25 protein-coding genes and 1 pseudogene are annotated in these 21524 nt (G+C 64.7%); 11 read left to right on the top strand and 15 right to left on the bottom strand.

What is annotated here, in order from left to right; genetic code table 11:
- Positions 1–3: 3 nt before the first annotated feature.
- Together AC1DF3_RS03885 and AC1DF3_RS03880 are read right to left on the bottom strand one after the other, a co-directional pair.
- Positions 4–399, bottom strand: a complete 396-nt coding sequence (locus AC1DF3_RS03885) for a nuclear transport factor 2 family protein (RefSeq protein WP_478138877.1) — start codon at positions 397–399, stop codon at positions 4–6.
- Positions 400–458: 59 nt separating this feature from the next.
- Entirely contained in the window at positions 459–1670 is a 1212-nt protein-coding gene (locus tag AC1DF3_RS03880) for a GIY-YIG nuclease family protein (protein WP_478138876.1), read from the bottom strand.
- Between the two features lie 140 nt (positions 1671–1810).
- Between AC1DF3_RS03880 and AC1DF3_RS03875 the strand changes: the two genes are divergently transcribed.
- Positions 1811–2962, top strand: a complete 1152-nt coding sequence (locus tag AC1DF3_RS03875) for a serine hydrolase domain-containing protein (RefSeq protein ID WP_478138875.1) — start codon at positions 1811–1813, stop codon at positions 2960–2962.
- Positions 2963–2977: 15 nt separating this feature from the next.
- Here the strand turns inward: AC1DF3_RS03875 and AC1DF3_RS03870 are convergent, their stop codons facing one another.
- A complete protein-coding gene (locus AC1DF3_RS03870; RefSeq protein WP_478138874.1) occupies positions 2978–3439 on the bottom strand; it encodes an adhesin in 462 nt (153 codons plus the stop codon).
- A 191-nt stretch (positions 3440–3630) separates the two neighbouring features.
- On the opposite strand from AC1DF3_RS03870, the gene AC1DF3_RS03865 reads away from it, so the two are divergent.
- The 5 genes from AC1DF3_RS03865 (at position 3631) to AC1DF3_RS03845 (ending at position 7376) form a co-directional block, all read left to right on the top strand.
- On the top strand, positions 3631–4197 hold the full coding sequence (locus AC1DF3_RS03865; protein WP_478138873.1) for a dihydrofolate reductase family protein: 567 nt from the start codon (positions 3631–3633) through the stop codon (positions 4195–4197).
- An 8-nt stretch (positions 4198–4205) separates the two neighbouring features.
- A complete protein-coding gene (locus AC1DF3_RS03860) occupies positions 4206–4511 on the top strand; it encodes an NIPSNAP family protein (RefSeq protein ID WP_478138872.1) in 306 nt (101 codons plus the stop codon).
- A 165-nt stretch (positions 4512–4676) separates the two neighbouring features.
- Positions 4677–6443, top strand: coding sequence for an alkaline phosphatase D family protein (locus AC1DF3_RS03855; protein WP_478138871.1), 1767 nt, complete (start codon positions 4677–4679; stop codon positions 6441–6443).
- A gap of 15 nt (positions 6444–6458) precedes the next feature.
- Entirely contained in the window at positions 6459–6980 is a 522-nt protein-coding gene (locus tag AC1DF3_RS03850) for a hypothetical protein (protein ID WP_478138870.1), read from the top strand.
- Positions 6981–7022: 42 nt separating this feature from the next.
- On the top strand, positions 7023–7376 hold the full coding sequence (locus tag AC1DF3_RS03845; protein ID WP_478138869.1) for a hypothetical protein: 354 nt from the start codon (positions 7023–7025) through the stop codon (positions 7374–7376).
- Between the two features lie 23 nt (positions 7377–7399).
- On the opposite strand, the gene AC1DF3_RS03840 is transcribed toward AC1DF3_RS03845, so the two are convergent.
- Both AC1DF3_RS03840 and AC1DF3_RS03835 read right to left on the bottom strand, forming a co-directional pair.
- On the bottom strand, positions 7400–8572 hold the full coding sequence (locus AC1DF3_RS03840) for a hypothetical protein (protein WP_478138868.1): 1173 nt from the start codon (positions 8570–8572) through the stop codon (positions 7400–7402).
- A gap of 265 nt (positions 8573–8837) precedes the next feature.
- Positions 8838–9356 carry a MarR family winged helix-turn-helix transcriptional regulator gene (locus tag AC1DF3_RS03835; RefSeq protein ID WP_478138867.1) on the bottom strand — a complete coding sequence of 173 codons (519 nt, stop codon included), beginning with the start codon at positions 9354–9356 and terminating at the stop codon, positions 8838–8840.
- Between the two features lie 70 nt (positions 9357–9426).
- Here AC1DF3_RS03835 and AC1DF3_RS03830 point away from each other — a divergent pair.
- A pseudogene (locus AC1DF3_RS03830) lies at positions 9427–10337 on the top strand (EamA family transporter).
- On the opposite strand, the gene AC1DF3_RS03825 reads toward AC1DF3_RS03830, so the two are convergent.
- The 4 genes from AC1DF3_RS03825 to AC1DF3_RS03810 form a co-directional block, all read right to left on the bottom strand.
- On the bottom strand, positions 10334–11695 hold the full coding sequence (locus tag AC1DF3_RS03825; RefSeq protein WP_478138866.1) for a ComEC/Rec2 family competence protein: 1362 nt from the start codon (positions 11693–11695) through the stop codon (positions 10334–10336). The pseudogene AC1DF3_RS03830 and the gene AC1DF3_RS03825 sit on opposite strands and share 4 nt — an antisense overlap.
- A gap of 1 nt (position 11696) precedes the next feature.
- The gene (locus AC1DF3_RS03820) at positions 11697–13598 is read right to left on the bottom strand and encodes a hypothetical protein (RefSeq protein ID WP_478138865.1); all 1902 of its coding nucleotides are present in this window, start codon (positions 13596–13598) and stop codon (positions 11697–11699) included.
- 77 nt (positions 13599–13675) lie between these two features.
- Entirely contained in the window at positions 13676–14245 is a 570-nt protein-coding gene (locus tag AC1DF3_RS03815; RefSeq protein ID WP_286535081.1) for a cold shock domain-containing protein, read from the bottom strand.
- A 91-nt stretch (positions 14246–14336) separates the two neighbouring features.
- The gene (locus tag AC1DF3_RS03810) at positions 14337–15242 is read right to left on the bottom strand and encodes a LysR family transcriptional regulator (RefSeq protein WP_478138864.1); all 906 of its coding nucleotides are present in this window, start codon (positions 15240–15242) and stop codon (positions 14337–14339) included.
- Between the two features lie 181 nt (positions 15243–15423).
- Here AC1DF3_RS03810 and AC1DF3_RS03805 point away from each other — a divergent pair, with 181 nt between their 5' ends.
- Positions 15424–15894: an Ohr family peroxiredoxin gene (locus AC1DF3_RS03805; protein ID WP_286535084.1), complete on the top strand. Its 471-nt coding sequence runs from the start codon at positions 15424–15426 to the stop codon at positions 15892–15894.
- Positions 15895–15973: 79 nt separating this feature from the next.
- A complete protein-coding gene (locus AC1DF3_RS03800; protein WP_478138863.1) occupies positions 15974–16723 on the top strand; it encodes an SDR family NAD(P)-dependent oxidoreductase in 750 nt (249 codons plus the stop codon).
- Between the two features lie 88 nt (positions 16724–16811).
- Here the strand turns inward: AC1DF3_RS03800 and AC1DF3_RS03795 are convergent, their stop codons facing one another.
- Positions 16812–16973 (bottom strand): hypothetical protein, encoded by a 162-nt coding sequence (locus tag AC1DF3_RS03795; protein WP_286535086.1) that lies wholly within the window; start codon positions 16971–16973, stop codon positions 16812–16814.
- 2 nt (positions 16974–16975) lie between these two features.
- Positions 16976–17188: a hypothetical protein gene (locus AC1DF3_RS03790; RefSeq protein WP_286535087.1), complete on the bottom strand. Its 213-nt coding sequence runs from the start codon at positions 17186–17188 to the stop codon at positions 16976–16978.
- A 378-nt stretch (positions 17189–17566) separates the two neighbouring features.
- Here AC1DF3_RS03790 and AC1DF3_RS03785 point away from each other — a divergent pair, with 378 nt between their 5' ends.
- On the top strand, positions 17567–17992 hold the full coding sequence (locus AC1DF3_RS03785) for a hypothetical protein (RefSeq protein ID WP_286535088.1): 426 nt from the start codon (positions 17567–17569) through the stop codon (positions 17990–17992).
- 71 nt (positions 17993–18063) lie between these two features.
- On the opposite strand, the gene AC1DF3_RS03780 is transcribed toward AC1DF3_RS03785, so the two are convergent.
- Entirely contained in the window at positions 18064–18702 is a 639-nt protein-coding gene (locus AC1DF3_RS03780) for a DMT family transporter (protein ID WP_478138862.1), read from the bottom strand.
- A gap of 44 nt (positions 18703–18746) precedes the next feature.
- On the opposite strand from AC1DF3_RS03780, the gene AC1DF3_RS03775 reads away from it, so the two are divergent.
- A complete protein-coding gene (locus AC1DF3_RS03775; protein WP_478138861.1) occupies positions 18747–18995 on the top strand; it encodes a hypothetical protein in 249 nt (82 codons plus the stop codon).
- Positions 18996–19241: 246 nt separating this feature from the next.
- Here AC1DF3_RS03775 and AC1DF3_RS03770 read toward each other — a convergent pair whose 3' ends face one another.
- The 3 genes from AC1DF3_RS03770 to AC1DF3_RS03760 form a co-directional block, all read right to left on the bottom strand.
- Complete coding sequence (locus AC1DF3_RS03770; RefSeq protein ID WP_478138860.1) at positions 19242–19727, bottom strand: hypothetical protein; 486 nt, start codon at positions 19725–19727, stop codon at positions 19242–19244.
- Positions 19728–19770: 43 nt separating this feature from the next.
- Positions 19771–20127 carry a hypothetical protein gene (locus tag AC1DF3_RS03765; protein ID WP_478138859.1) on the bottom strand — a complete coding sequence of 119 codons (357 nt, stop codon included), beginning with the start codon at positions 20125–20127 and terminating at the stop codon, positions 19771–19773.
- A 343-nt stretch (positions 20128–20470) separates the two neighbouring features.
- Positions 20471–21514 carry a serine hydrolase domain-containing protein gene (locus AC1DF3_RS03760; protein WP_478138858.1) on the bottom strand — a complete coding sequence of 348 codons (1044 nt, stop codon included), beginning with the start codon at positions 21512–21514 and terminating at the stop codon, positions 20471–20473.
- Positions 21515–21524: the final 10 nt, after the last annotated feature.

Raw genomic sequence — 21524 nt, 5'->3', positions numbered from 1 at the left:
GGCCTACTTGGCGAGGCGGGCGGCCGTGTCCGCCGTGCCGACCCAGCGGCTGATCTTGCTGCCGTCCTTCCAGTTGAAGACCTGGACCCATTCGGTCTCGTGCACCTTGCCGTCCGGGCGCGCCCGGCCCTTGGTGCGGCCCAGCACCGTCACGTGGCCGGGGCCTTCCAGGAACTCGCGCGGCTCGAACTCCAGGATCTCGTCGGCCTGCGCCAGCTTGCCGAAGAACTCGGCCACCTGCTGCTTGCCCCTGCAGGTTCCGCCGTAGGGCGTGCCGGTCTCCGGGCTGGCCAGGAATCGCCATTCCACGTCGTCGGCAAGGAGCTCGAGCAGCGCCGGAATGTCACGGCTGCCGAACGCGGCGTAGCCCTGCTTCGCAATCTCGGTGGGAGTACCCATGGCGACTCTCCTTGCAGATTTGAGGGGCGAGTATTTTAGTACTGCATCATGTCGCTTCGTCATTCGACGACCACGACCTCTTCGAGCAAGGGCGCCGCGCTGGCCAGGGCCAGTTCGATCGCCGTGATCACGAAGGGCGCGACACCCGGCGCCCGGAAGTCGAGCAGCAGCCTGCTCGCATGAATGGTGGCCTCGTTGGCATGCAGGAAGGCGACGATCTGGTCCCTCAGGGCGATCGGGTCCTCGGCGGCGCGCACCAGCGCGCGCGGAACGGCGCTCACCGGTGCCCGCGGGTGCAGCGAGCCGGGTTCGCCCAGCCGGTTGACGTCGTCCGCGAAGTCGCTCAGGGTCGTGCTGTCGATGCCGTATTCCCGCGCGTAGGTGCTCAGGGGCGCCAGCCCGCCCTCGGCGTAGGTCAGAACGTGGAACTCCTTGCGGCGGGGCCAGATGGCGGCCTGCGTGGTCCGCTCGATGCCGAAGGCGGACTCGGCTTGCTGCAGCTGCCGCGGCGGCGCGCGCAGGCGGATCGACGTCGGCGACAGGACCTCCACCGAGATCGATGCCGACACCGTGGCCGCCGCCTGGAACCAGTTGCGAAGGCCGACCCCGCCCATGATCCGTGGCGTTCCGTTGGTGTTGGCGCGGCGGTTGATGGTGCCGAGGATCGGCTGCGGATCGTCGCCCAGGAACATCTCGAGGGTCTCGCCGTCCTGGCCCAGCAGGCGCTGGGCCGCAACGCCGACATTGAAGAAGCCCTGCGCGAAGTAGGTGGGCTGGAGGGTGAACGTGAAGCCGCCGACGGCGGAGGCCGCGGGCTCGGTCCCGTCCTCCTCGCCGCGCGCGCGCTCCTCCGGCGTCGCCGGGGGATGGACGCCGTCGTCCACCTGGCCGCCGTTCCAGGGCGGATCGATCACCCGGATGAGGTCGTCCTCCAGGGCGGCGGCCAGGTTCAGATGGAACTGGCCATAGTGCAGCAGGCCGTTGTCGGGCAGGGCCAGGATCTCGACCGCCGAGCCGCGCTCGAGCAGGGCCCGGATGTTCTTGTGGTTGCGGGCGTTGGTGCTTTGCGTCGGCGCCGGCCTTCGGTAGCCGGCCATGCGCCGGGCCAGCGGCTGCACCGCCCTGCCGACATACATGACCTGGCCGTCGCACACGAACGCATAGAGGATGTTGCGCTGGGTCGAATGCCGCGCCAGCGAAAAGTCCAGCGCAACGCCGTCCAGGAGCCAATGCCCTGCAGGGTCGAAGCCGATTTCGAGCAATCTGTTCACGCGCGTGCCCCTTGAATCCGACGGCGGGCGAGCCGGCGCAAGCGTACGCCAAACTGCCGCCGGGTTGGCGCAGAATGCTCCGCCCGCGCAGCAAAAAAATGGGGCTCGCGGCTTCACCACCTCGAGACAAGGAGACGATCATGGCATTCAATGGTTCGGCCATCGCGGCCGTTCTGGACGCAGCAGTCGCCAAGGGCGCCTTGCACGGCGTGGCGGCGGTGGTGGTCGATCGCAACGGCCAGTTGTTCCATCACGCCGCCGGCGAAGCGAATGAACGCAGCATGTTCCGCAATGCGTCGATGACCAAGGCGGCGGCCACGACGGCCGCGCTGCAGCTCGTGGAGCAGGGGCGGCTCGGCCTCGATGCCACCGTCGAATCGATCTTGCCGGAGTTCGGCCGGCTGCTGGTGCTCGACGGCTTCGACGGCGACACGCCGCGCCTGCGGCCCCCCGCCAGCCAGGCCACGGTGCGCCAGCTCATGACGCACACGGCAGGGCTGGGTTACTTCTTCACCAACGAGAAGCTGCTGCGCTACCACGCGGTGACAGGCGAGCCGAACCCGTTGTCGGGCCTGAAGCGCAGCCTGTCGGCCCCGCTGGTCAACGACCCGGGCACCGCCTGGGAGTACGGCGTCAACACCGACTGGCTGGGCCTGATCGTCGAAAAGATCTCGGACCAGAGCCTGGGCAGCTACCTGCGCCAGTTCGTCTGGGGGCCGCTCGGCATGAACGACTCGACCTTCGAACCCAGCCTCGAACAACGCGAACGCCTGCTGCGCGTGATGCAGCGCCAGCCCGACGGCAAGCTCGCGCCCTCGGCGCTCGACCTGCCGGCCAGTTCGGAATGGGAAGCCGCCGGCCACGGCTCCTACGGCACGGTGCAGGACTACGGCCGCTTCGTGCAGGCCTGGCTCAACGATGGCGCCGGCATCCTGAAACCGGCCACGGTCGAGCTGGCATTGCAGAACCACATCGGCCGGATCCAGCTGCCGGCGCTGATGAAGTCGACCGTGCCGGAACTGTCGAACGACGTGCCCGGACTGCCGGTCCCGCAGGGCTGGGGCCTGGGCTTCCATCTGACGTTGGCCGACCTGCCGGGCATGCGCAGCAACGGCACCGGCGACTGGGCCGGTGTCTTCAATTCCTACTATTGGATCGACCGCGCGAAGGGCATCGGCGGCGTGCTGATGACGCAGCTGCTGCCCTTCTTCGACATGCCCGTCGTCGAGACGCTGATGGGTTTCGAGCTGGGGGTGTACCAGCAGGTGGGCGCGGCCGTGCCCGCGGCCTGAAGCCGCGCCCTTGGGCTACTTCTGCACGCCGACCGAGCCCGCGCCCTGAGCCTGGCCGTCGAGCTTCGCGCCCGAGCCGGCCAAGCCGCCGGCGGAGCCCGCCACGCCGCCCAGCGTGCCGCCCACGGTGTTCGTCACGCCGCCGATCGCGCCGCCTGCGGTGCTGTCCAAACCGCCAGTGGCGGGTGCGTGCATCCCGGTACCCGCACCGACACCGGCTCCGGCGCCGACACCAACGCCTGCGCCCGTCTTGCCGCGAGCGGCCGCCGCGGCCGCGTCCGTGCGCACGCGGGCATCCGCGCCGGCGGTCTGCTTCGGAACCGGTTTGACGTTGGCGTCGAGGCCGGCCCCGGCAGCGACGCCCACGCCCAGGTTCGGCGTCGCGATCGCTTGGGCATGCGCGACTCCGCCTGCCGCCAAGGCGCCGGCCAGCAGAGTGCCGAGAAGGATGCTATTGGCGTGTTGTTGCTTCTTCATGGTGATTGTCCTTTTCAAGTGGATGGGTCTTGCTCGACGAACCGGCCCTCGGCCCGTGTTCTGCTCGAACCCTAAGGACCGGGGGCATGGCGCCCTGTGCGCCACCATCCCCGCTGCACGTGGGAACCGGCCGTCGGCGAGATCGAGGGCTGGCGCGTTCGGGTGCGTATCACGACCTATCATGTCGAGGCATGAAGACCCAGTACTACACCGCCTGCAGCCTGGACGGATTCATCGCCACGGACGACCATTCGCTGGAATGGCTGTTCCCGCTCGGCGACATCAACGACACCAGCTACCCCGTTTTCATCCGGGGCGTCGGTGCACTCGCGATGGGATCGTCGACCTACGAATGGATGCTGCGCCACGTCGTCGGGGCGGGGGCCGCATGGCCCTACTCGCAACCCGCATGGGTGTTCAGCAGCCGCGAATTGCCCGGTGTTCCCTCGGCCCCCATCCACTTCGTCCGAGGCGATGTGCGGCCGGTGCACGATGCCATGAAGCGGGCCGCCGGGGGCAAGAACATCTGGCTCGTCGGCGGCGGCGACCTGGTCGGGCAGTTTCATGACGCCGGACTGCTCGACGAAGTCATCGTCCAGGTCGGATCCGTGACGCTGGGCTCGGGCAAGCCCCTGCTTCCGCGTCGCATCGTGTCGCCGTCCTTGCAACTCACGGCGGCGAAGTTCGTCGGGCCGGGCTTTGCGGAGCTCACCTACTCGGTGCCTTCGGGCGCAGTCCCATCCAGACAGCCAAGCTGATATCTCCCATGGTCACCTGCTACCTGCGCTACCTCATCGATCCGTTCAAGCTCGATGAATTCGAGCACTACGGCAAGCTGTGGATTCCGCTGGTCGAGAAGTTCGGCGGCAAGCACCATGGCTACTTCTTGCCATCGGAAGGCGCGAACAACATCGCACTCGCGATGTTCACGTTTCCAAGCCTTGCGGCGTACGAGGAATATCGCACCTTGTCCGCGGCCGACGCAGAGTGCCAGGCTGCCTTCAAGTACGCGGAAGACACGCGCTGCATCCTCAGCTACGAACGCAGCTTCTTCAGGCCTGTCTTCGGGTGAGCGCCCGCGGCTGCAACGCCACGTGAATCCTGTAAGCGATCGTCTCACGCGATCGCTTCGCTGCGGCCTACGGGCATCGACTCACGCCTGATTTGAAATGCTGCATCTCCGGCGGGAGCCACGCGCGGAGGGCGCGAGTGGCTCGCCGGGCCCAAGGAGCGAACCATGCCAGATGCCACCGGCCCGAGTGCCCCGGAGAAGGAGCCGACCTCCACGCCGACGCCCGTCGAAGCCTCGCGCCGCGGCTTCATTCGAAACGCGATCCTCTACGCCATGTTCGCCGGCACCGGCGTCAGCATGTATGGCTGCGGCGGCGGAGGTAGCGGCGGTGGCGGTGGCGGCGGCCTTGTCGGAGGCGTTGGCGGCACGGGAAGTACGCCACCCGAGACGTCGCCGACCTTCGTCCACGGCGTCGGCAGCGGCGACCCGCTTTCCGATCGCGTGATCTTGTGGACCCGCGTCACGGTCGCCAGTCCCGGAGCGCTCAACCTGAGCTGGGAAGTCGCCAGCGATTCCAACTTCGGTGCCATCGTCGCGCGAGGCACGGTCGGCACCGGGCCCGAGCAGGACTACACCGTCAAGGTGGATGCGACCGGCCTGCGGCCCGCGAGCGTGTACTTCTATCGCTTCATGCTCGGCGCCGAGCTCTCGCCCGTGGGGCGCACGCAGACGCTGCCGGTGGGCAGCGTGTCCCGGCTTCGTCTCGGCATCGTCTCGTGCTCGAACTTTCCGTCGGGCTATTTCAATGTCTGTGCCGATCTCGCCAAGCGCACCGACATCGATGTCGTGTTGCACCTGGGCGACTACATCTACGAGTACGGCCCGCTCGGCTATGCCTCGCAGCTGGCGATCGCGATCGACCGCGAATCGGCGCCGTCTCACGAGATCCTGTCGCTCGAGGACTATCGGCAGCGCCATCGCCAGAACCGCGCGGACCCGGACCTGATCGCGCTGCATGCCAAGGTACCGGTGATCGCCATCTGGGACGACCACGACGTGGCGGACAACGCTTGGTCCGGCGGGGCGAAGAACCACGACCCGGCCACCGAGGGGAGCTTCGCCGCCCGGCGCGCCGCGGCGACACAGGCGTTCCGCGAATGGCTTCCCGTCCGCATGCCCGATCCGGCCGACTTGCAGAAGATCTATCGCTCGTTCGACTTCGGCACGCTGGCGTCGCTGCACATGCTCGACACGCGTCTGATCGGCCGCGACGAGCAGGTGAGCCTCGACAGCTATGTCGCGGGCGGTGCTTCCGCCCCGACGCGCCAGCTGCTCGGCCCCGACCAGTCCGCCTGGTTGTCGACGCGAATGGCCGCTTCCGGCGCGACCTGGCAGGTGCTGGGCTCGCAGGTCCTGATGGCCCGCATGGAGATCCCGCTGAGCATCGCCAGCGCCTTCAACGCGCAGACCCTCGGCGCCTTCCTGCTGGCGCAGTCGACCCCCGAGCCGCTGCGCAGCGACGAGCAACGCGCACTGCTGGCGCAGCGGCGTGTTCCCTACAACCTGGATGCATGGGACGGCTACCCGGCCGCGCGCGAGAGCGTGCTGGCCGCCGCGCGCTCTATGGGCAAGAACCTCGTCTCGCTCGCCGGCGACACCCACAACGCGTGGGCGAGCAACCTGACCGACGCCAACGGCCAGCGCGTGGGCGTGGAGTTCGCGACCGCCTCCATCTCGTCGCCGGGCTTCGAGCGCGTGCTGCCCGTCATCAGCAGCACGGTGCTGTCCGATGCCTTCCCGAAGATGGTGAAGGACCTGCGCTATGCCGAGACGAGCAAGCGCGGCTATGTCATCATCACGCTGACGCCCGCCGAGGTCCGCGCCGATTTCATGGAAATCAGCACCGTGCTGAGTCACGACTACAGCACTCGGACCGCGATGAGCCTTCATGCCCTGCCGGGCGCCAGCGGCCTTGATGTGCTGCCGGCGTAGCAGGAAAGGAGGTCCATGATCGAACGCATTTTCTGGATTGCCCTGTGGCTGGCCTGCGGAATGTTGGCCGCTTACGAGATCGGACTGCGCAACACAGCGGTCGAGAGCGACCCTGCCTTGGCGGTGTTCTATGCGGCGGTGGGTGCGTTGGGGCTCTGGATGATGGTCCGGCGCGCGGTTCGTGCAAGGCGGCCGTCGCGTCTGGTTCTCCCATTGGCGCTGAGCCTCGCCGGTCCGGCCGGCATCGCCTGGCTCACCCATCAGAGGAAGCCTCCCCCGGAATGGATCGGCACCCTCTTCGGCGCCTCCACATTTCTTGCTTTATCCGGCTGCGTCATCGTGGTCGGGATGATCATTGCGTGGCGGCGGCGCGAGTCGGATCGCGATCGACACCACAGGGCGTTGCGGCAGTCGGTACGACAGCAGTTGGAAGAGCGGCCGTCTTCGGGGCCGATGCAGGAGATCGCCGACGAGCTTGAGCATCCGCCCGCAGTGGATGACGCGGACCTGCTGCCTGCGCGAACAGTGAAGCGCTGAGATGGGTGGCCCAGCCGTGCTCGGCCGCAGCGGGTAACCTCCATGGCGATGAGCCAGCCAGAACCTCGCCCCGCCTCCGTCTGGAACCGCTTCTGGTCTCCGAAGAGCTTCCTCGAGCGGTTTCCGCCCGAGGCCTCCGACGAAGAGGCAGAAGCCATCGCGCAACGCAACGATCTCTGGCTCAAGACCTACATGGACATGTACATCCTCCGCTGGGGTGCGCTATGGGCGGCCTCGGTGGTGGTGGCGCTGCTCCTGCTGGAAGCAGGGGGCCTGCTGTTCGCACTGGCCCTGGCGGTGAACCTCGCGGCGTTGGTGGGGCTGACGGCGATGATCGCGACCTATCGGCGGGCGGCGCGGGCTGTGATTGGGCGGGGTGGGAAGGACGGCAGCTAGCGCCAACAATGGCAGGTCGGCGATCAACCGAGACGGCGAAGTAGCGCGGCCGCATCGTCGCGCGCCGCCCGGTCTTCGACCGGATCAAGAACTTCGAGGCGAACGCCCTCCATGCCGTCAACATACAGGGGCCCGCCTCGGTCATCGTCGTAGAGTTGACCGCCGTAGAGGCCGTCATCGTGGTAGGCCCTCAGATCGCCCTTGGTCAGATCGGTGCCCAACATCTGTGCAAGGTAGACCCATTTCCAGGATGACCGCAGATCGTGATCGTTGAACTGCTCGATCAGCGTGCGCATCGCCCAGTTGTCGCCTGATTCGGCAGCACGCGTCAGCCAATACTCGATATTCGGCTGGTCGAAGCGATAGGCAAGATCGACCAGCCGGCTGGGGTCGCCGTCTGCTTCAGCCGCCCGGTAGAAATAGACTGGGTCCCCTCGCTCCTCAGCCAGATCCATCAGTGCGTCGGTGTTGCCGAGTGCGGCGGCGCGCTCCAGATGCTGCTGGGCCACCCGAGTTGGGCTCTGCGGCGACTCCTTTGTGTGCAAGGCGGCTGCGTAGGCGTCAGCCCATTCTTTCTCGACGCCTTGAAGCGCCGTGCCCTCTTGCTGAACACGGTACCAATGGGCACTTCCCTCCTCCACTTCGCTGTCGTCGAAGTCTTCGCGGTCCGAGTTCGCCAGCAGGGCCAACGCGTAGTGGGCCCGGTGATCGCCCGAGGCGGCGGCGCGCGACAGACTCTCTCGCAGAACGGCCGAATACGCCTCGGCATCCCAAAGCGCCGGATCGAAATCTGCGCGATCGTCCTCGTCGTCGAAATCCTCACCCTCGTGATTCGCGTGGAAATCGTCGACGAAGCCGTGGCCCTCTCGAGCCGACGCCACCACGTCGTCGATTTTGCGCACGCGGATTCCTCTTTCTTCGACCGCACGCCTGATCGTGGCTGCCGCATCAAACGCCACTTCTCGCGTGTGCCCGAGTTCCAGTGCTCGCGCGGCGGCATCACCGAACCTTCGTTTGTCTGCGCGAGCGCGATAGTCGGGGTCTTCGTCGAAGACATGGTCGGCGCACGACGCGGCGTACGAGTTGAACCCGAGCGTCGCGGCAAGGAGTTCGTAGATGTGCCCGAGCTTGAAGGAATAGCCCGACGTGTCCTGGATGGCACGTTGCGCGGTATGAACAAGATTCTTGATGGTCATGGCAATCCTTTCGGGGTGGCGACACCGCGACGAAGCGAACGCACACGTTTAAAGCCTCGAAGCGGCAGCGCCAAAAGGATTTGCTGATGACTGAAGAAAGGGGAGAGCCTTGTTCTACTCGTGTGCAAGTACGGTGGGCACCGCCATAAAGTTTAGCGATTCGGCCGATGGTCGGCACGTCTGCGTTGCAGTTTTGCAACCGATGCGCGGAATGACAACGCCCGCCACGGCCTGCCGCGTCCCCATCACCTCCAGTGCTCGCAAGTCAACCGCAGTCGTTCGGCTCCTCCAGAACACGCAGGAGCTTGATGAGAGAAAGGTCTAGCGCCGCACGATCGGCCTTCTTCAACGGCGCGAGGATTCGGCGTTCGTTCTCGACGTGCGCCTCGACGGCCCGGTCGATCAGCGCCATGCCTTGGGGCGTCAGCTGAACCAGGATGCTGCGCGCATCGTCTGCGTTGGGCATGCGGCTGATGAGGCCGCTGCCTTCGAGCCGTTGTAGTCGATGCGTCATCGTGCCGGACGTGACCATCAGAGACGAGAACAAGGCCGTCGGTGCCAGGCAGTAAGGCGCCCCGGCGCGCCGCAAGGTCGCCAGCACGTCGAACTCCCACAAGGTAATGCCGAACTCGGCAAAGGTCTCTTCCAATCGCCGCCGCAACAGCTCTGTGCATCGCTTCATGCGTCCGATGGTCGCCATCGCTGCGACATCGAGGTCGGGACGTTCAGCACGCCATTGGGAAATGATGAGATCGATGGCGTCCGTGGGGCTTTCGGCATCCATGAGGGGTCGTACAGTTATCTTGACATCAAGATTCTATGTTAGGCTTTTATCTTGATATCAAGACAAATCCATGAGCATTTCTTCGCGCCACAACACCATCGCAGACATATGCATCACGGCCCTGGCTCCGGCGATCTGGGGGTCCACGTACATCGTGACCACGGAGCTGCTACCGCCTGACCGCCCCTTCACAGCGGCCCTCATACGAGCCCTGCCAGCAGGTGTGCTGCTCCTGCTGTTCAGCCGCCATTTGCCCCAGCGATCCCACCTGCCGCGCCTGGTGGTGCTTTCGCTGCTGAACATCGGACTGTTTCAGGCCTTGCTGTTTACGGCTGCCTATCGCCTGCCAGGGGGTGTGGCGGCCGTGGTGGGCGCTGTCCAGCCTTTGGTCGTGATGGGCCTGGCGTGGCTGCTCGATCAGAGGCGTCCCGGACTCCTCGCGGCCTGGTCCGGTGTGATGGGCGTGGCGGGCACGGCGGCGCTGCTGCTTTCCCCGCAGGCTTCCTGGGATCCGGTGGGCGTCGCTGCCGCATTGGGCGGTGCCGTGAGCATGGCGTGCGGCACGTTCCTGGCACGTCACTGGCAAACGGACTTGCCCGTGCTCGCGTTCACTGGCTGGCAGCTGCTGATAGGTGGCCTGTTGCTCGTCCCGTTTGCTTGGCTGGTGGACTTGCCTCTGCCCCGACTCGATCGCACGCAATTGTTCGCGTATGCCTACCTCTCACTCGCCGGTGCCCTGCTCGCCTACGTTCTATGGTTCCGCGGACTCTCGCGGTTGCCTTCGGTCGCCGTCTCATCGCTCAGCCTGCTGAGTCCGCTGGTTGCGGTGGTCATTGGATGGGTGTTGCTCGGGCAGTCCATGAGAGGCTTGCGCTGATCGGCGCGGTGATGGTGCTTGTCAGCATCGCGACCGTGCAATGGGCGAGCAGCTCGCGTTCCTCGCCCAAAAGATCAGCATCTCGCATTCGGATGCTCGGCTAGAAGGGGATCGTCGCTTCGATGACCCCCGGTGCGACTTTGAACGTGCTGCCCGTAGTCCTATCCGGGTCATCGCTGCGTGCGATGCTCGCGTTCTTGTCGAGCAAACCAGTGAGGAGTTGCTGTTTGGGAATGTTCGGCCATATCGCTCGCGTCAGAGTGGAGGCCATCGCGCAGCAGCCGTTGGGCATCAGATCTCGCACGAACGTCCTTGGCGTCGCATTGTGGCTGCCATGATGGCCGATCTTGTAGAAGCTCACGCGTTGGAGCAGTTCACGCCACTGAGGGTCCTCGAGGACCGCCATCCAAGTCCCCCACTGGGCATCACCGGGAAAAAGCAAAAGCGTGCCTGCCACCTCCAGAATCAGCATCAGGCTGGTTCCGTTGACGGCCTTGTCGAGCGCCACCGCAACTGCCAAGTCCGAGAGGTTGCCCGCCCCCTGGATGGCCGCCGCATCTTGCTGGGTAAACGTCCACATGCCATGGCTTTGGTCCATCCTGAACTCTGACGCGAATGGAGCCGGCGCTACGCCACTCGGGCTGGCTGCAACGCCTCGCAATCGGAGGTAGCTCTCCCCTTTGGGAGGGTCCATGTCGCTGATAACGTCGGGATCCCGCGACGGACCCAAGACATGCACTCGCACTCCCGGCAGAACCTCCGTCTCCACGCTTCGGCTGCCGTCGCCCTTCAACGGCAAGAACCTGCGATCCAGCGTGCCGCTGAAGCCGCTGTGCAAGGTCTTCATCGCGTCGGCGTTGCTGAGCACGAGTGCGTTCGTGACAATGTCGGTCGCAACGCTTCGCTCCCTTTGGGCGGTGGCGCCAATTGCAGGCGGAGCGGCCGCCAGTCCCATGCTCAGGGCCAGAGCCAGCTTGCTTTGGGCTTCTCGAATTCGCCGAGCATCCTTGTCGGTCGGATGCTCAGTCCATGGCATCCAGACTTCTTTGACTGCGACATCGCTCCAGGCATCGTCGGCAAAGCCGGAGACGTGATCCTTGTGCCGGTGCGTGGCGACGACAACATCAATGCGTGCGACACCGTCGGAATCGGTCACATCCGAGATGATTTTCTGCACGATGTTCGACATCTTCCCGCCCTTCTTGGACGCTTCTATGGAGCCGCAGTCGAACAAGATCCGGAGCTCGCCTTTGCCTCGTGGAATCTTGACGAGGAAGGCATCGCCGAACCCGACGTTGTACATGCGCACCGAGATCTCACGGGCTCTTGATGATGCGATCTTCTTGCCACGCACTGCTTTCACAGCTTTCTTTGTCGCTGCCTTGGCGGGCGCCTTGGCCGCAACGGTCTTCTTCGCTGGAGGCCTCTTGGCCGGATCGGCAGTCTTCTTCGCAGCAGCCATCTCAGCCTCCGTGCAGGTTGGCAAAGTCCATCAGCTCTCGCATTCTCTGTTCGGCACCATCTGGCGTGTAGTAAGGCGTCATGGCGTTGGCGAGATCGCACATCTGCACGTAGTGTTCCTGCCGCTTGAATCTGGCCTCTGCGAGTTCGCGGTGCTGAGGATCCTTGGCGCTGAGCATGGGCTTCGACACCAGATATCTGCAATGGCCATTCGATGACGCAACCAATGTGCAGCCGCCTCGGAATGGGATGCCGCCAAGTTGCGTATCTCGGCCACGATCGACTTGAGCGAACTGGGCCACAAGCTCAATCTGCAGCCGCCCATTGGGCGCAACCCGGAAGACTGGATGAAAGCCGCGCACCTGGATTTTGAGTTCTGGAGATAGGCCCAGCGCTTCCGCGTTCTTGACGGCATAGGCATGCAGTTCCATGGCCAACTCCCGATTGACGTCGACTTCATAGTCGTCGCCCGCCTCCTCGATTTGAAATTCTGTCGGACTGAGATCAGGGTCATATGAGGGTTGCTGCCACGTTGCGTCAAAGGCGTGCATCGCCTGGATGAACGCACGACCGACCAGACTGGTTGCGTCGCTCGTCAACGGTGGGAGCTTGCTTTCCACGTTGTCCCAGAGCAGGGACTCCTCCGCCAGTGATCCAACGCCCGCTGGGTAGATGCCGCGCAGGCGGAACGCTTCGATCATGGCTGAGCGGCAGTCGAACTCGTCCGCCGGGATGAGTTCGAAATCGGCCGTGATCATGGCTCGCAGGAAGTCGCCAAAGGTGACATCGACGGGTGGCAAGTAGTCGAACGCTCGAATGCACATATCGAGTACCCGTTGCGCTGTCCTCGAGGCTTCCGTGGCGATACGATTTACCAGATCTGGATGGAGGTCGCCTTGAGGCAACGTCCCCGTTCCACCGGTCGCGATGCGCACCAGATCAGCGATGCGGCGCTGGTAGGTCTTGAAGAAGCCATCGAAGACGGCCGCGACCAGAATTGACCCTCGCTTGTGCGGCTCGATGATGGAGTCACTGAGCTTGGTGCCAGGTGCATCCAGTGCCGAGCGAAGCGCCTTGCCGCTGCCTGTGGCGTAGCCAAACTGCTGAGCCAGCTGAACCAGCGACGTCGGTGTGCGAATGTCCAGGCGCGTGCGCTGGATCTGCTCGCGCAGGATGTCCTGGAAGGAGAAATGCTGAAAGAGGGCGACGATGTCAGCAAAGCCCTCGTGGAAAGCGAGCACGTCCACGTTGGACGGCTCAAGAAACATCGGGCGCAATCGATCGACGATGGCATGCGTCATTTCGTGGGCGATGACGTCGTGCGACAGGCAAGTGAACACCGTTTGTCCCGGCAGGTTCGGTCCCACATCGTCCGCCTCTGCCCGGAAATATCCAAACAAGATTGCGTTGAGCGTTGGTTGATAGAACGCGTTCGCGCCGTAGAAGGCATGCGGAAAAATGCGAAGGCGCGGGAACGAGCCTGTTTGCTTGCGGCTGGTGCCCAAGCGGATCACTCGGCCCAGCGCCCGGTCGAAGTTCTCGATCGTCTTCATGGCCACGGCGTACACCATCTGCTGATGAAACCGCGGGTCGGCTTCCGTGGGGTCGAGTCCACCCTGAAGGAGGATCGCGGGGAGGTTGAGATCCACGGGGCGGTAAAAGCACTTTTGTGCGCCGTCGTAGTCGATGACCTCTATTCGCAAGCCGACAGGACCCGCTTCCAGAGGTTCGTTGATGACGTCGATTCGGACTCGGTTGCCAAAGGTGCGTCCGGCCAGCGGATCAGAGGCAAAGATCTTTAGCGGTCGGCGCGCGGCTTGAACGATTCCGTCCGTGGATGTTGGCGGTCTTAGCATGGTGCCCTCCGACCCCACTTTCGAGAAAAAGCCATCGACTGGCATCATCAATTTGGCGGAGGCAACCCCTCTCGTGCGATCTGCACGCTGTCCCACCGCCTTCGACCTCTGGCGCCAGTGGTTGCCTACCTGGACAAGAAACCGGTGCACCACTGCTGCTCGCAGGGCACGCCGTCGTGGTTTCCGTCCATTTGAGTACCGGGACAGTTCTTCAGGAAGAACTTGGCCTCGCTGCAGGATGTCATCTGCGAGCAATGGGTCCGACCGTCGCATCTATAGCCGCCCACCACCGGCTCGGCGATGACGGCCTCCGCAGACGGCAGCGCGGCAGCCGGCGCAAGCCGCGCCGAATGACGTTGGTATTGCGAATAGCCGTAGGCCCCGATGACGACCACGATCACGAAGCCGACGAGGGCGCCGATCGGCGAGCGTCTCCCGTCAGCCGCAGATCGCGAAGGCGAACGCGGATACGTGGACGGCTTGCCAAGTGCTTCCCGATAGACGTTCACCGCTTGCGGCCTCCCGTCCTTGCCGCGACCCAGTTCGTAAATGACCGTCTCGCCCACAGTGGGCCGGGATCCGTCCCTTGGGAGCGCGCTGATGTGGACGAACAGTTCGCGGCCGCCGTCTCGCGGCGCGATGAAGCCGAAGCCACGCTCGTCGTTCCAGCTTCTGAGTTTTCCGGTGAGTGCCATGTTCGACCAAGCGTTGTTGCAGGAGATGCCAGCGCCGCAAAACTATACCGACAGTTTTCGGCGTGCTGCTCGGCCGGGAGGTGAGCGTACGTCAACGGACGCCGTACGGCGCGAACACTTCCACGGTCCAGTCGACAAAGGCGCGCAGCTTGGCGCTCGGGTGCCGACTGGACGGGTAGGCTATCGACACGGGCATCGGCGGCGGTTCCCAGTCGGCCAGCAACTCGACCAGTGCCCCACTCTCGACGTGCGGATGCGCCATGAACGCAAAGGTCTGCGCCACGCCAAGCCCACTCAGTAGCGCCGTCAGGTGGGCCGTGCTCTCGTTGACCGCAATGACCGCATGCCCGTTGATCTCGATGCGCTCGTCGCCGCGCTCGTAGTGCGGAGGAATGTAGCGCCCCGTACGCGACGAGAAATAGCTCACCACCCGGTGTCCGTCGAGCAGGTCGGCCGGCGTCGCGGGCACGCCGTGGCGCTTCAGGTAGTCGGGCGTCGCGCAGGTCATGTAGGGCATCCGAGCGACGCGGCGTGCCACCAGCGACGGGTCGCTCAACACCCCGCCGCGGAGCACGCAATCCACCCCTTCGCCGATCAGGTGGACCGGCCGGTCACCCACGCCGAGTTCGAGCAGGATGTCCGGGTAGCGCGCGTGAAACGCCGGCAGCCTGGGGATCAGGATCCGGTTGGCCAGCGAGGAGCCGATGTCCACACGCAGCCGGCCTCGGGGACGGGTCTGTGCATTCGTGACATCGGCCTCGATGTCGTCGATCTCGTCCAGCACCCGCAAGATGCGCTCGTAGTAGGCCGCGCCCTCGGGCGTCACCGTGACACGCCGCGTCGTGCGCTGCAGCAGCTTCACACGCAAGTGGCTCTCCAGTTGCTGAACGAGCTTGGTCACGCTGGGCTTCGGCAGCTGCAGCAGATCGGCCGCCCGCGTGAAGGTGCCGGCTTCGACGACCCGGGCGAAAACGCGCATGGCTGCGATCTGGTCCACCGCCAGATTATTGGCGATCTGGAAATAAACATGTCCGGTTCACCGTCTTGGTCGCCTCAGGCTCGAAGCCGACACTTGCCGGCAAGCGATCCAAGCCCTATCGCGATGCCACCCGCGCAGGACGCACGCAAGCGTCAGCGTTCCAAGCACAGGGCCAACCAGCCGAAAAGGAAATATCGAAATGACCACCAAGATCCAACAAGTTCTGATGACGGGCAAGACCCATACGACGGCCAGCCGCCGCGAAGGCGGCCCGCGCGACGATGCGCACGTCGACATCCGGATGTCGACGCCCGGAAAGACCGGCAATGAAATCGTGCTCGAGGCGGTCGAGTTGCATCCCACCGCAGAACAGTTGTTCGCCGGAGCCTGGTCGGCCTGCTACACCGGCGCGCTGGGCGTCGCAGCCAAGGCGAAGAAGGTGGCGCTGCCCGCCGACATGGCCGTCGACATCGAAGTCGACCTCGGCCAGACCGGCGGTGCGTACTTTCTCCAGGCCCGGATCGATGTGCGCATGCCCGGCGTCGCACATGACGTGGCCGAGGCCATCGCGCATGCAGCGCATCAGATGTGCCCTTATTCGAAGGCCGTCCACGGCAACATCGACGTCGCCACGAACGTGATCGCCGCGGAAGCCCTGGCTGCGCAATAACTCGGCCTCATCAGAGACCGAAGCTCGCTGTCGACTCGACAGCGAGCGCGACGAATCACTCATCCTCCTGGAGAAAACAATGTCCAAGCCCCTCTCTGGCAAAGTAGCCCTCGTCACCGGCGGTTCACGCGGCATCGGGGCCGCCATCGCGCGCCGACTGGCGCACGACGGCGCCGATGTCGCCATCAGCTATTCGGCCTCTCCCGACCGCGCTGAAGCGCTGGTCAAGGAACTGCAGGATCTGGGCGTGCGCGCCGCAGCCTTTCAGGCCGACCAAGCCGATCCGCTGCAGGTCGAGGCGCTGGTCAACGACACCGCTCGCCGTTTCGGCAAGCTCGACATCCTCGTCAACAACGCCGGCGTGTTCGTGGTCGGCCAGGTCGGCGCGCCAGACAGCGACGTCGCCGCCCTGGAACGCCAGTTCGCCATCAACGTCGGCGGCGTGGCCGCTGCCGTGCGCGCCGCAGTCCCACTGATCAGCGACCATGGCCGCATCATCTCGATTGGCTCCGGCGCCGCCGATCGCACGCCCTGGCCTGGTGTGGCCGACTATTCGGCGACGAAGGCAGCTGTGTCCGCCTACACCCGCGGCTGGGCGCGCGACCTCGCCCCGCGCGGCATCACCGTCAACACCGTGCAGCCAGGCTCGATCGACACAGAGATGAACCCGCAGGACGGCGACTTCGCCGCCGTGCAGAAGGCAGCCATTCCGCTCGGCCGCTATGGCCGGCCCGAAGAGATCGCGGCGGCGGTCGCCTTCCTCGCAAGCCCCGACGCCGGGTTCATCACGGGCATTTCACTCGATGTTGATGGAGGCGCTGCGGCGTGATCTTCAAACCCGGCCGGCGGGGGCGCAGCGGGAGCGGTCCTCCGGCTAGGCGGAGGCGGACGACTGCAAGCCGCCGCTCTTTCCTGCCTCAGTCGGGCGTCTGGGCGACGTTGGGGTTGTGGACGGTGGCACCACCATCGAGTGGCGAGCACTGGGCTTGCACAGTGCTCTTGTTGCATTTCGACTCGCGAACCTGCGCCCACAGGGGAGTGCAGGCCACGACCAGCACGATCACGGCCAGGCGTTTCATGCTCAGTATTGGCGCGAACGCGTGCCGTACGCGCCGGTGTACGGGTTCACATTGCCCTGGGTGCTGTAGTTGTCGTTGACCGTACCGTTCGGGCTCGACTGGTAGTGCGGCTGCACGTAGGTGCCGTTGCTCGTGGTGTAGCCTCGGTGGTAGACCTGCGCGGATGCAGCGAACGATGCGGCGATGACGGCCGCGGCGATGATGATCTTCTTCATTTCAGTTTCCTGTTGGTGATCCGGGCCCGGGCTTCGGGTCGGGGGAGAACTTCCCGCGATGCGCGCTGTGACGTGCATCAGGTGAGGCTCGCTTGGGCGATTGGCGAAGGCAGCTTGAAAGCTGGGTCGGAATCGCTGAAGCCGAGTCTCGGTTTCCGACTGCGGAGGGCGCCCCTCCCTTTCGGAGGGGGACGTGGATCGCCGACGATTGAACCTGCGATCGCGTGACAAAGTTCCGGTTCGCAGCAGCCAGCTGATCGGCATCGCGCCCACAGAATTGGGGATTCGGGCACCGGCGCTTGTGCCTAGGCTACTCGGCGCTGCAACAACCGGCCCAGGCGCGCCCGCGGGCCCGAATTTCCAACGAGGAGGAAGTCGATGTCCGCAAATCCGAACGCGAGCTGGAATGCCTTCGATGTCTGGCGCCAGTGGATGCAGCAGCCACCTGGTGCCTTCGTTCAGCCCATACTGCCCGGCTGGTCGCTGAACATCAACAGCAACAATTCCACGGCACCCGAGACCGAGGTCGACATCGTTGCCAAGCACAGCTACGGTCGCCAGATCGGCCGGATCTCGGATGCTCTTCGGGTATTGATCCAGGATGCGCACCCCGAGCCGCCCGAGACCGGACCACTGAAGGACTTCTTGACGATGTGGAACGACATCGAGAAAGTGAAGCTCGAAGGTGCGTCGGAACGACTCGGGCGGATTGCCTCCGACCTGGCGTTGCTAAAGGACAAGGACCGCGACCGATACCGGAAGCTGCGCGATGCCTTGGGGCGGGCGCTGAAGCAAACCGAATAAACGGCTTCGGCGATGGCCTTGACCACCCTCGTCCGAATCATCCGGTCTTGTTCGTGCGTGCCGGATTTCGATCAGTAACGCTGGGCCTTCCGTCGTCCTCCCATCACCACAAGCGCGACGCCACCCATCACCAGCGCAATGCCAACCAGGGTTACCGGCGCTGGTACCTCCTTCAAGAAGAGCATGCCGATCAACACGGCAAAGCCCGGTGCGAGAGCGCCGAAGATCGCAGCCCTGGGCGCACCCAGCCGGCGCACGGCCTCCGTGTAGAAGTACATCCCCAGGATGGCCACCGCGATCCCCTGCGCGACCACCTGGAACGCCACGGCCGCAGGTGGTGCCGAGAAGAGGTTGGGCTTCAGCCAGATGAAATAGACGGGCGCGAACAAGACGGCGGAACACACGTTCACCAAAGCGGTCGCATGCCAAGGGCTGACGCCGGAACGCCGCTGGGCGATCGTGAAGCTGGCAAAGCACAGGCCGGCCAGCAGAAACAACAAGTCACCCCGCCACTCGCCCGCCGCCCGGTTCGCGAACAATGCATAGCCGCCGATGCAGAACACGCCCGCCACGACCACCACCATGCCTGCCAACTGCGGCTTTGCGAACCGCTCTCCGAAGAAGAGACCGGACAGCACCGCGACCCAGATCGGCATGGACGCCCGGACCAGTCTCACGCTATGCCGACTATCTTGACAACAACACTGCATATAGCACCCAGCACGGAGTCAAGGGGGAGGAATATGAAAAGGTGATGGTGGTCTATGACGATGTTGAGGCCGCATGGAGCCAGTACAGCTTTAGTAAGACCCTTACACCGCAGACTTCCGGCGAGCCCACCGACCGGCAGCGCACAGTAACGCAGAAACTCGCGTATGTCTCGTTCTCGCGCGCGAAAGAGGATCTGCGTGTCTTGCTGTTCACCGCCGATCCAGAAGGGGCAAGAGCGGAGCTCATTGGCAGCAAGCTGCTGGCGCCAGATCAAATCCGCATCGTGACGTGACTGATCCTTGTGCCTTGGTTCTTGATTCTGGAAAAAATTGCGATGAGAGTGGTGGGCTGCCGGCACGTCTCTGGGAAGGCCACCGCGAAACTCAATGAGCGGTTTTCGCCGTCGATTCGGCTTGCGCCCATATCGCTTACGGGGCCAACGGCGCCGGTCGCGCTTCGTCCGTGAAGGACAGCAACCAGCCTTCAGCAATCTATCGCAGCCGCCCTCTCCCGCAGCCCCACCCACCTCACATCCAACCTACCGCCCCGCCTTCATCCTCTCCCGCACCCCTCTGATCGTCCCCCTCACCGCCAGGATCTGCCGCGTCATATCCGCGTTGAGAACGGTCACCAGCCCCCGCAGTTCATCCGGCTCGATGTGAAACTCCTCAAGCCCCTCCAACGGAGGGAAGCGGGGCGACAGAAAGCTCTGCAGGCATTCGTACGCCCGGTGTGATTCGACGAGGTTGTAGAACGCGTCCTCGACGTCCGAGAAATGCACGAGTGCCGACTCGTTCGGGTCTGAAGGCGGTGGCGCCGTTGGCGCTGCCTTCTTGGCGACTGGCACACGAGGCCGCTTCGCAGCGACCGTTGCGGGCTTGACGGACTTCGAGACTTTTGTGGATTGCGCAATTGCGCGAGCAGACTTAGCCATTTTTTTGGCCTCCCAGTGAATGCAACTTGCCTCACCCGCCGCTCCGCGATCAGACGGACACGGCGGCTCGAACGGGTTCGAAGGCTTCATGCGGCCGAGGCGGTCGCATGAAGCGTTCAAGCCTCACCACATGTCAGTGAATCAACTCCCGCGCCGCGTGAATCGCCTTTTCCAACGTGCGGATGCGCCGTCCCATCTCGGCATTGATCAACTCCATCAAGGCCGTCAGCTCCCGGGGCTCGCCGAGATACTCCTCGACGTTCATCATGTCGAGTGGCTTCAGGAAGGTATGTACGCAGCCGTAGGCGCCTTGCGCCCAGCGCAAGTTGTTGAACTCGTCCTCGACGAGCAGCGCCGCCGAGCTGATTGCCTTGTTCCTTGCTTGCTTCTTGGTTTCGGCGCTTGTTGCCGGGTCGTCACCAGCGACCTTGCGCTTGGCGGTTTTTGATTTGGCGGATGTCGTCCCCGCCGATTGAACGGTCTTTGCCATTTTTGGCCTCCCCACTTGCGGTTGATGCGACCGCCGCATCCGTTGTCAAACGAAGGCGGCGGCTCGAACGGGTTGGAAGACCGGAAAAGTTCTACAAAAAACCGGCAGGGCTTGCACCCTCCCGCCCGAGCCGCCAAAAAGGGGCCGAGCGGCGAGAAGCCGCAGGCCCAAAAGGCAACTGCGGCTTCCGCCATAAAACTTTATCTGCGGGCTTCCAAACCCGATCGCGCCGTTTCCGACACGACGTGGGCAGTATGCGGCGCCGTTGCGGCGGGCGCACGCTATCGAGCGCCGACGCGATCTGATTCGTCGCCCGAAATTTCGGCACTCGCCTTTCGCTCCATCAACTCCCAGGCATCGCCCGAACCAGCAGCCGCCAAAGCTGCTCATCGAAGTCCCGGTCCACCGCCGCCTGCCCCGTGCGCACGACGACCAGCTTGCGGCTCGGCACGACGAACAGCTTGCGATCCAGCGCGCCCATCGCAGCCACCATGTCGGCTGGAGCAGCCGCGACCAACGGACCAGGCCGACGCCGCGCATTGACGCCAACGCCCACGGTCTCGGCGCCACCGTTGAGCCACCACAGCCGCCCATAGGATGGATTCGTCTTCGTCCGCACGAAGAGCGCGTTGAGCTGCGCCTTCGAGATCACGCGCACGCCCGCGTCCGTCACTCCCCCATTCAACACGACCTGCCCTATGCGGGCGATGTCCCCCGGCGTCGTGACCAAGCCAGTCGGGTTGCCGACATCCGCCACCAGCGCCGGCCGCTTGCGCCAGCCCGTGTCGTTCATGCCGGCGGGGCGCGCGAGCCAGGCTTGAGTGATCTCGGCCAGCGGCTGCTTCGCCGCCGCTTCGAGCACCGGCTTCATCACCGCGTAGCCCGGCGTGTTGTAGAAGAACTTCGTGTCCGGCGCCGCGTCGAAGCTCAGGTCTTCCTTCAACCCCGAATTCATCTCCATCAGATTGCGCACGGCAATCGCGGCCTCCTGCTGCGGCGTCGCCTTCGACCAGCCAGCGCCGATGTACGACGACACCGGCCGCGAGACATCCAGCAACCCCTTGTCGACCGCAATGCCCGCGAGGATCGCGACGAAGCTCTTCTGCTGCGAGGCGACGTCCTCCAGCGTTGCGCCGTCCGCCGCCGTGCCGTGCACGAAGGCGGCGCGGAATCCCCTGGCATCCGAGGCCAGCGGCCAGAGTTTCTCGGCGATGAGCTTGTCGTCCTGGACGATGACCAGGCCGGTCGACTTCTGGCGGGCGACATAGTCGATCACCGCATCGAGCGCAGCGGCGTTCCAGCCCGCGGCCACCGGGTCGACGCGGGCCGGCTCGCCGCGTGGCGCGCCGGCCGGCATCGCGATGGCGCACAGCGTGGCCAGCGCCACCGCGCAGAAA

The organism is Variovorax sp. 10N432 (assembly GCF_056394465.1).
The sequence above is the reverse complement of the archived record's forward strand: the minus strand, read 5'-3'. Positions and strand labels throughout refer to the sequence as shown.

Bases quoted from the DNA above. Each gene is read 5' to 3' on its own strand.
- AC1DF3_RS03785 (WP_286535088.1), top strand. From the start codon at position 17,567: ATGTCCGCAAATCCGAACGCGAGCTGGAATGCCTTCGATGTCTGGCGC.
- AC1DF3_RS03860 (WP_478138872.1), top strand. From the start codon at position 4,206: ATGGTCACCTGCTACCTGCGCTACCTCATCGATCCGTTCAAGCTCGAT.
- AC1DF3_RS03885 (WP_478138877.1), bottom strand. From the start codon at position 399: ATGGGTACTCCCACCGAGATTGCGAAGCAGGGCTACGCCGCGTTCGGC.
- AC1DF3_RS03870 (WP_478138874.1), bottom strand. From the start codon at position 3,439: ATGAAGAAGCAACAACACGCCAATAGCATCCTTCTCGGCACTCTGCTG.
- AC1DF3_RS03765 (WP_478138859.1), bottom strand. From the start codon at position 20,127: ATGGCAAAGACCGTTCAATCGGCGGGGACGACATCCGCCAAATCAAAA.
- AC1DF3_RS03800 (WP_478138863.1), top strand. From the start codon at position 15,974: ATGTCCAAGCCCCTCTCTGGCAAAGTAGCCCTCGTCACCGGCGGTTCA.
- AC1DF3_RS03780 (WP_478138862.1), bottom strand. From the start codon at position 18,702: ATGCAGTGTTGTTGTCAAGATAGTCGGCATAGCGTGAGACTGGTCCGG.
- AC1DF3_RS03855 (WP_478138871.1), top strand. From the start codon at position 4,677: ATGCCAGATGCCACCGGCCCGAGTGCCCCGGAGAAGGAGCCGACCTCC.
- AC1DF3_RS03770 (WP_478138860.1), bottom strand. From the start codon at position 19,727: ATGAAGCCTTCGAACCCGTTCGAGCCGCCGTGTCCGTCTGATCGCGGA.
- AC1DF3_RS03805 (WP_286535084.1), top strand. From the start codon at position 15,424: ATGACCACCAAGATCCAACAAGTTCTGATGACGGGCAAGACCCATACG.
- AC1DF3_RS03835 (WP_478138867.1), bottom strand. From the start codon at position 9,356: ATGGATGCCGAAAGCCCCACGGACGCCATCGATCTCATCATTTCCCAA.
- AC1DF3_RS03775 (WP_478138861.1), top strand. From the start codon at position 18,747: ATGGTGGTCTATGACGATGTTGAGGCCGCATGGAGCCAGTACAGCTTT.
- AC1DF3_RS03790 (WP_286535087.1), bottom strand. From the start codon at position 17,188: ATGAAGAAGATCATCATCGCCGCGGCCGTCATCGCCGCATCGTTCGCT.
- AC1DF3_RS03820 (WP_478138865.1), bottom strand. From the start codon at position 13,598: ATGATGCCAGTCGATGGCTTTTTCTCGAAAGTGGGGTCGGAGGGCACC.
- AC1DF3_RS03825 (WP_478138866.1), bottom strand. From the start codon at position 11,695: ATGGCTGCTGCGAAGAAGACTGCCGATCCGGCCAAGAGGCCTCCAGCG.
- AC1DF3_RS03865 (WP_478138873.1), top strand. From the start codon at position 3,631: ATGAAGACCCAGTACTACACCGCCTGCAGCCTGGACGGATTCATCGCC.
- AC1DF3_RS03795 (WP_286535086.1), bottom strand. From the start codon at position 16,973: ATGAAACGCCTGGCCGTGATCGTGCTGGTCGTGGCCTGCACTCCCCTG.
- AC1DF3_RS03815 (WP_286535081.1), bottom strand. From the start codon at position 14,245: ATGGCACTCACCGGAAAACTCAGAAGCTGGAACGACGAGCGTGGCTTC.
- AC1DF3_RS03875 (WP_478138875.1), top strand. From the start codon at position 1,811: ATGGCATTCAATGGTTCGGCCATCGCGGCCGTTCTGGACGCAGCAGTC.
- AC1DF3_RS03850 (WP_478138870.1), top strand. From the start codon at position 6,459: ATGATCGAACGCATTTTCTGGATTGCCCTGTGGCTGGCCTGCGGAATG.
- AC1DF3_RS03845 (WP_478138869.1), top strand. From the start codon at position 7,023: ATGGCGATGAGCCAGCCAGAACCTCGCCCCGCCTCCGTCTGGAACCGC.
- AC1DF3_RS03840 (WP_478138868.1), bottom strand. From the start codon at position 8,572: ATGACCATCAAGAATCTTGTTCATACCGCGCAACGTGCCATCCAGGAC.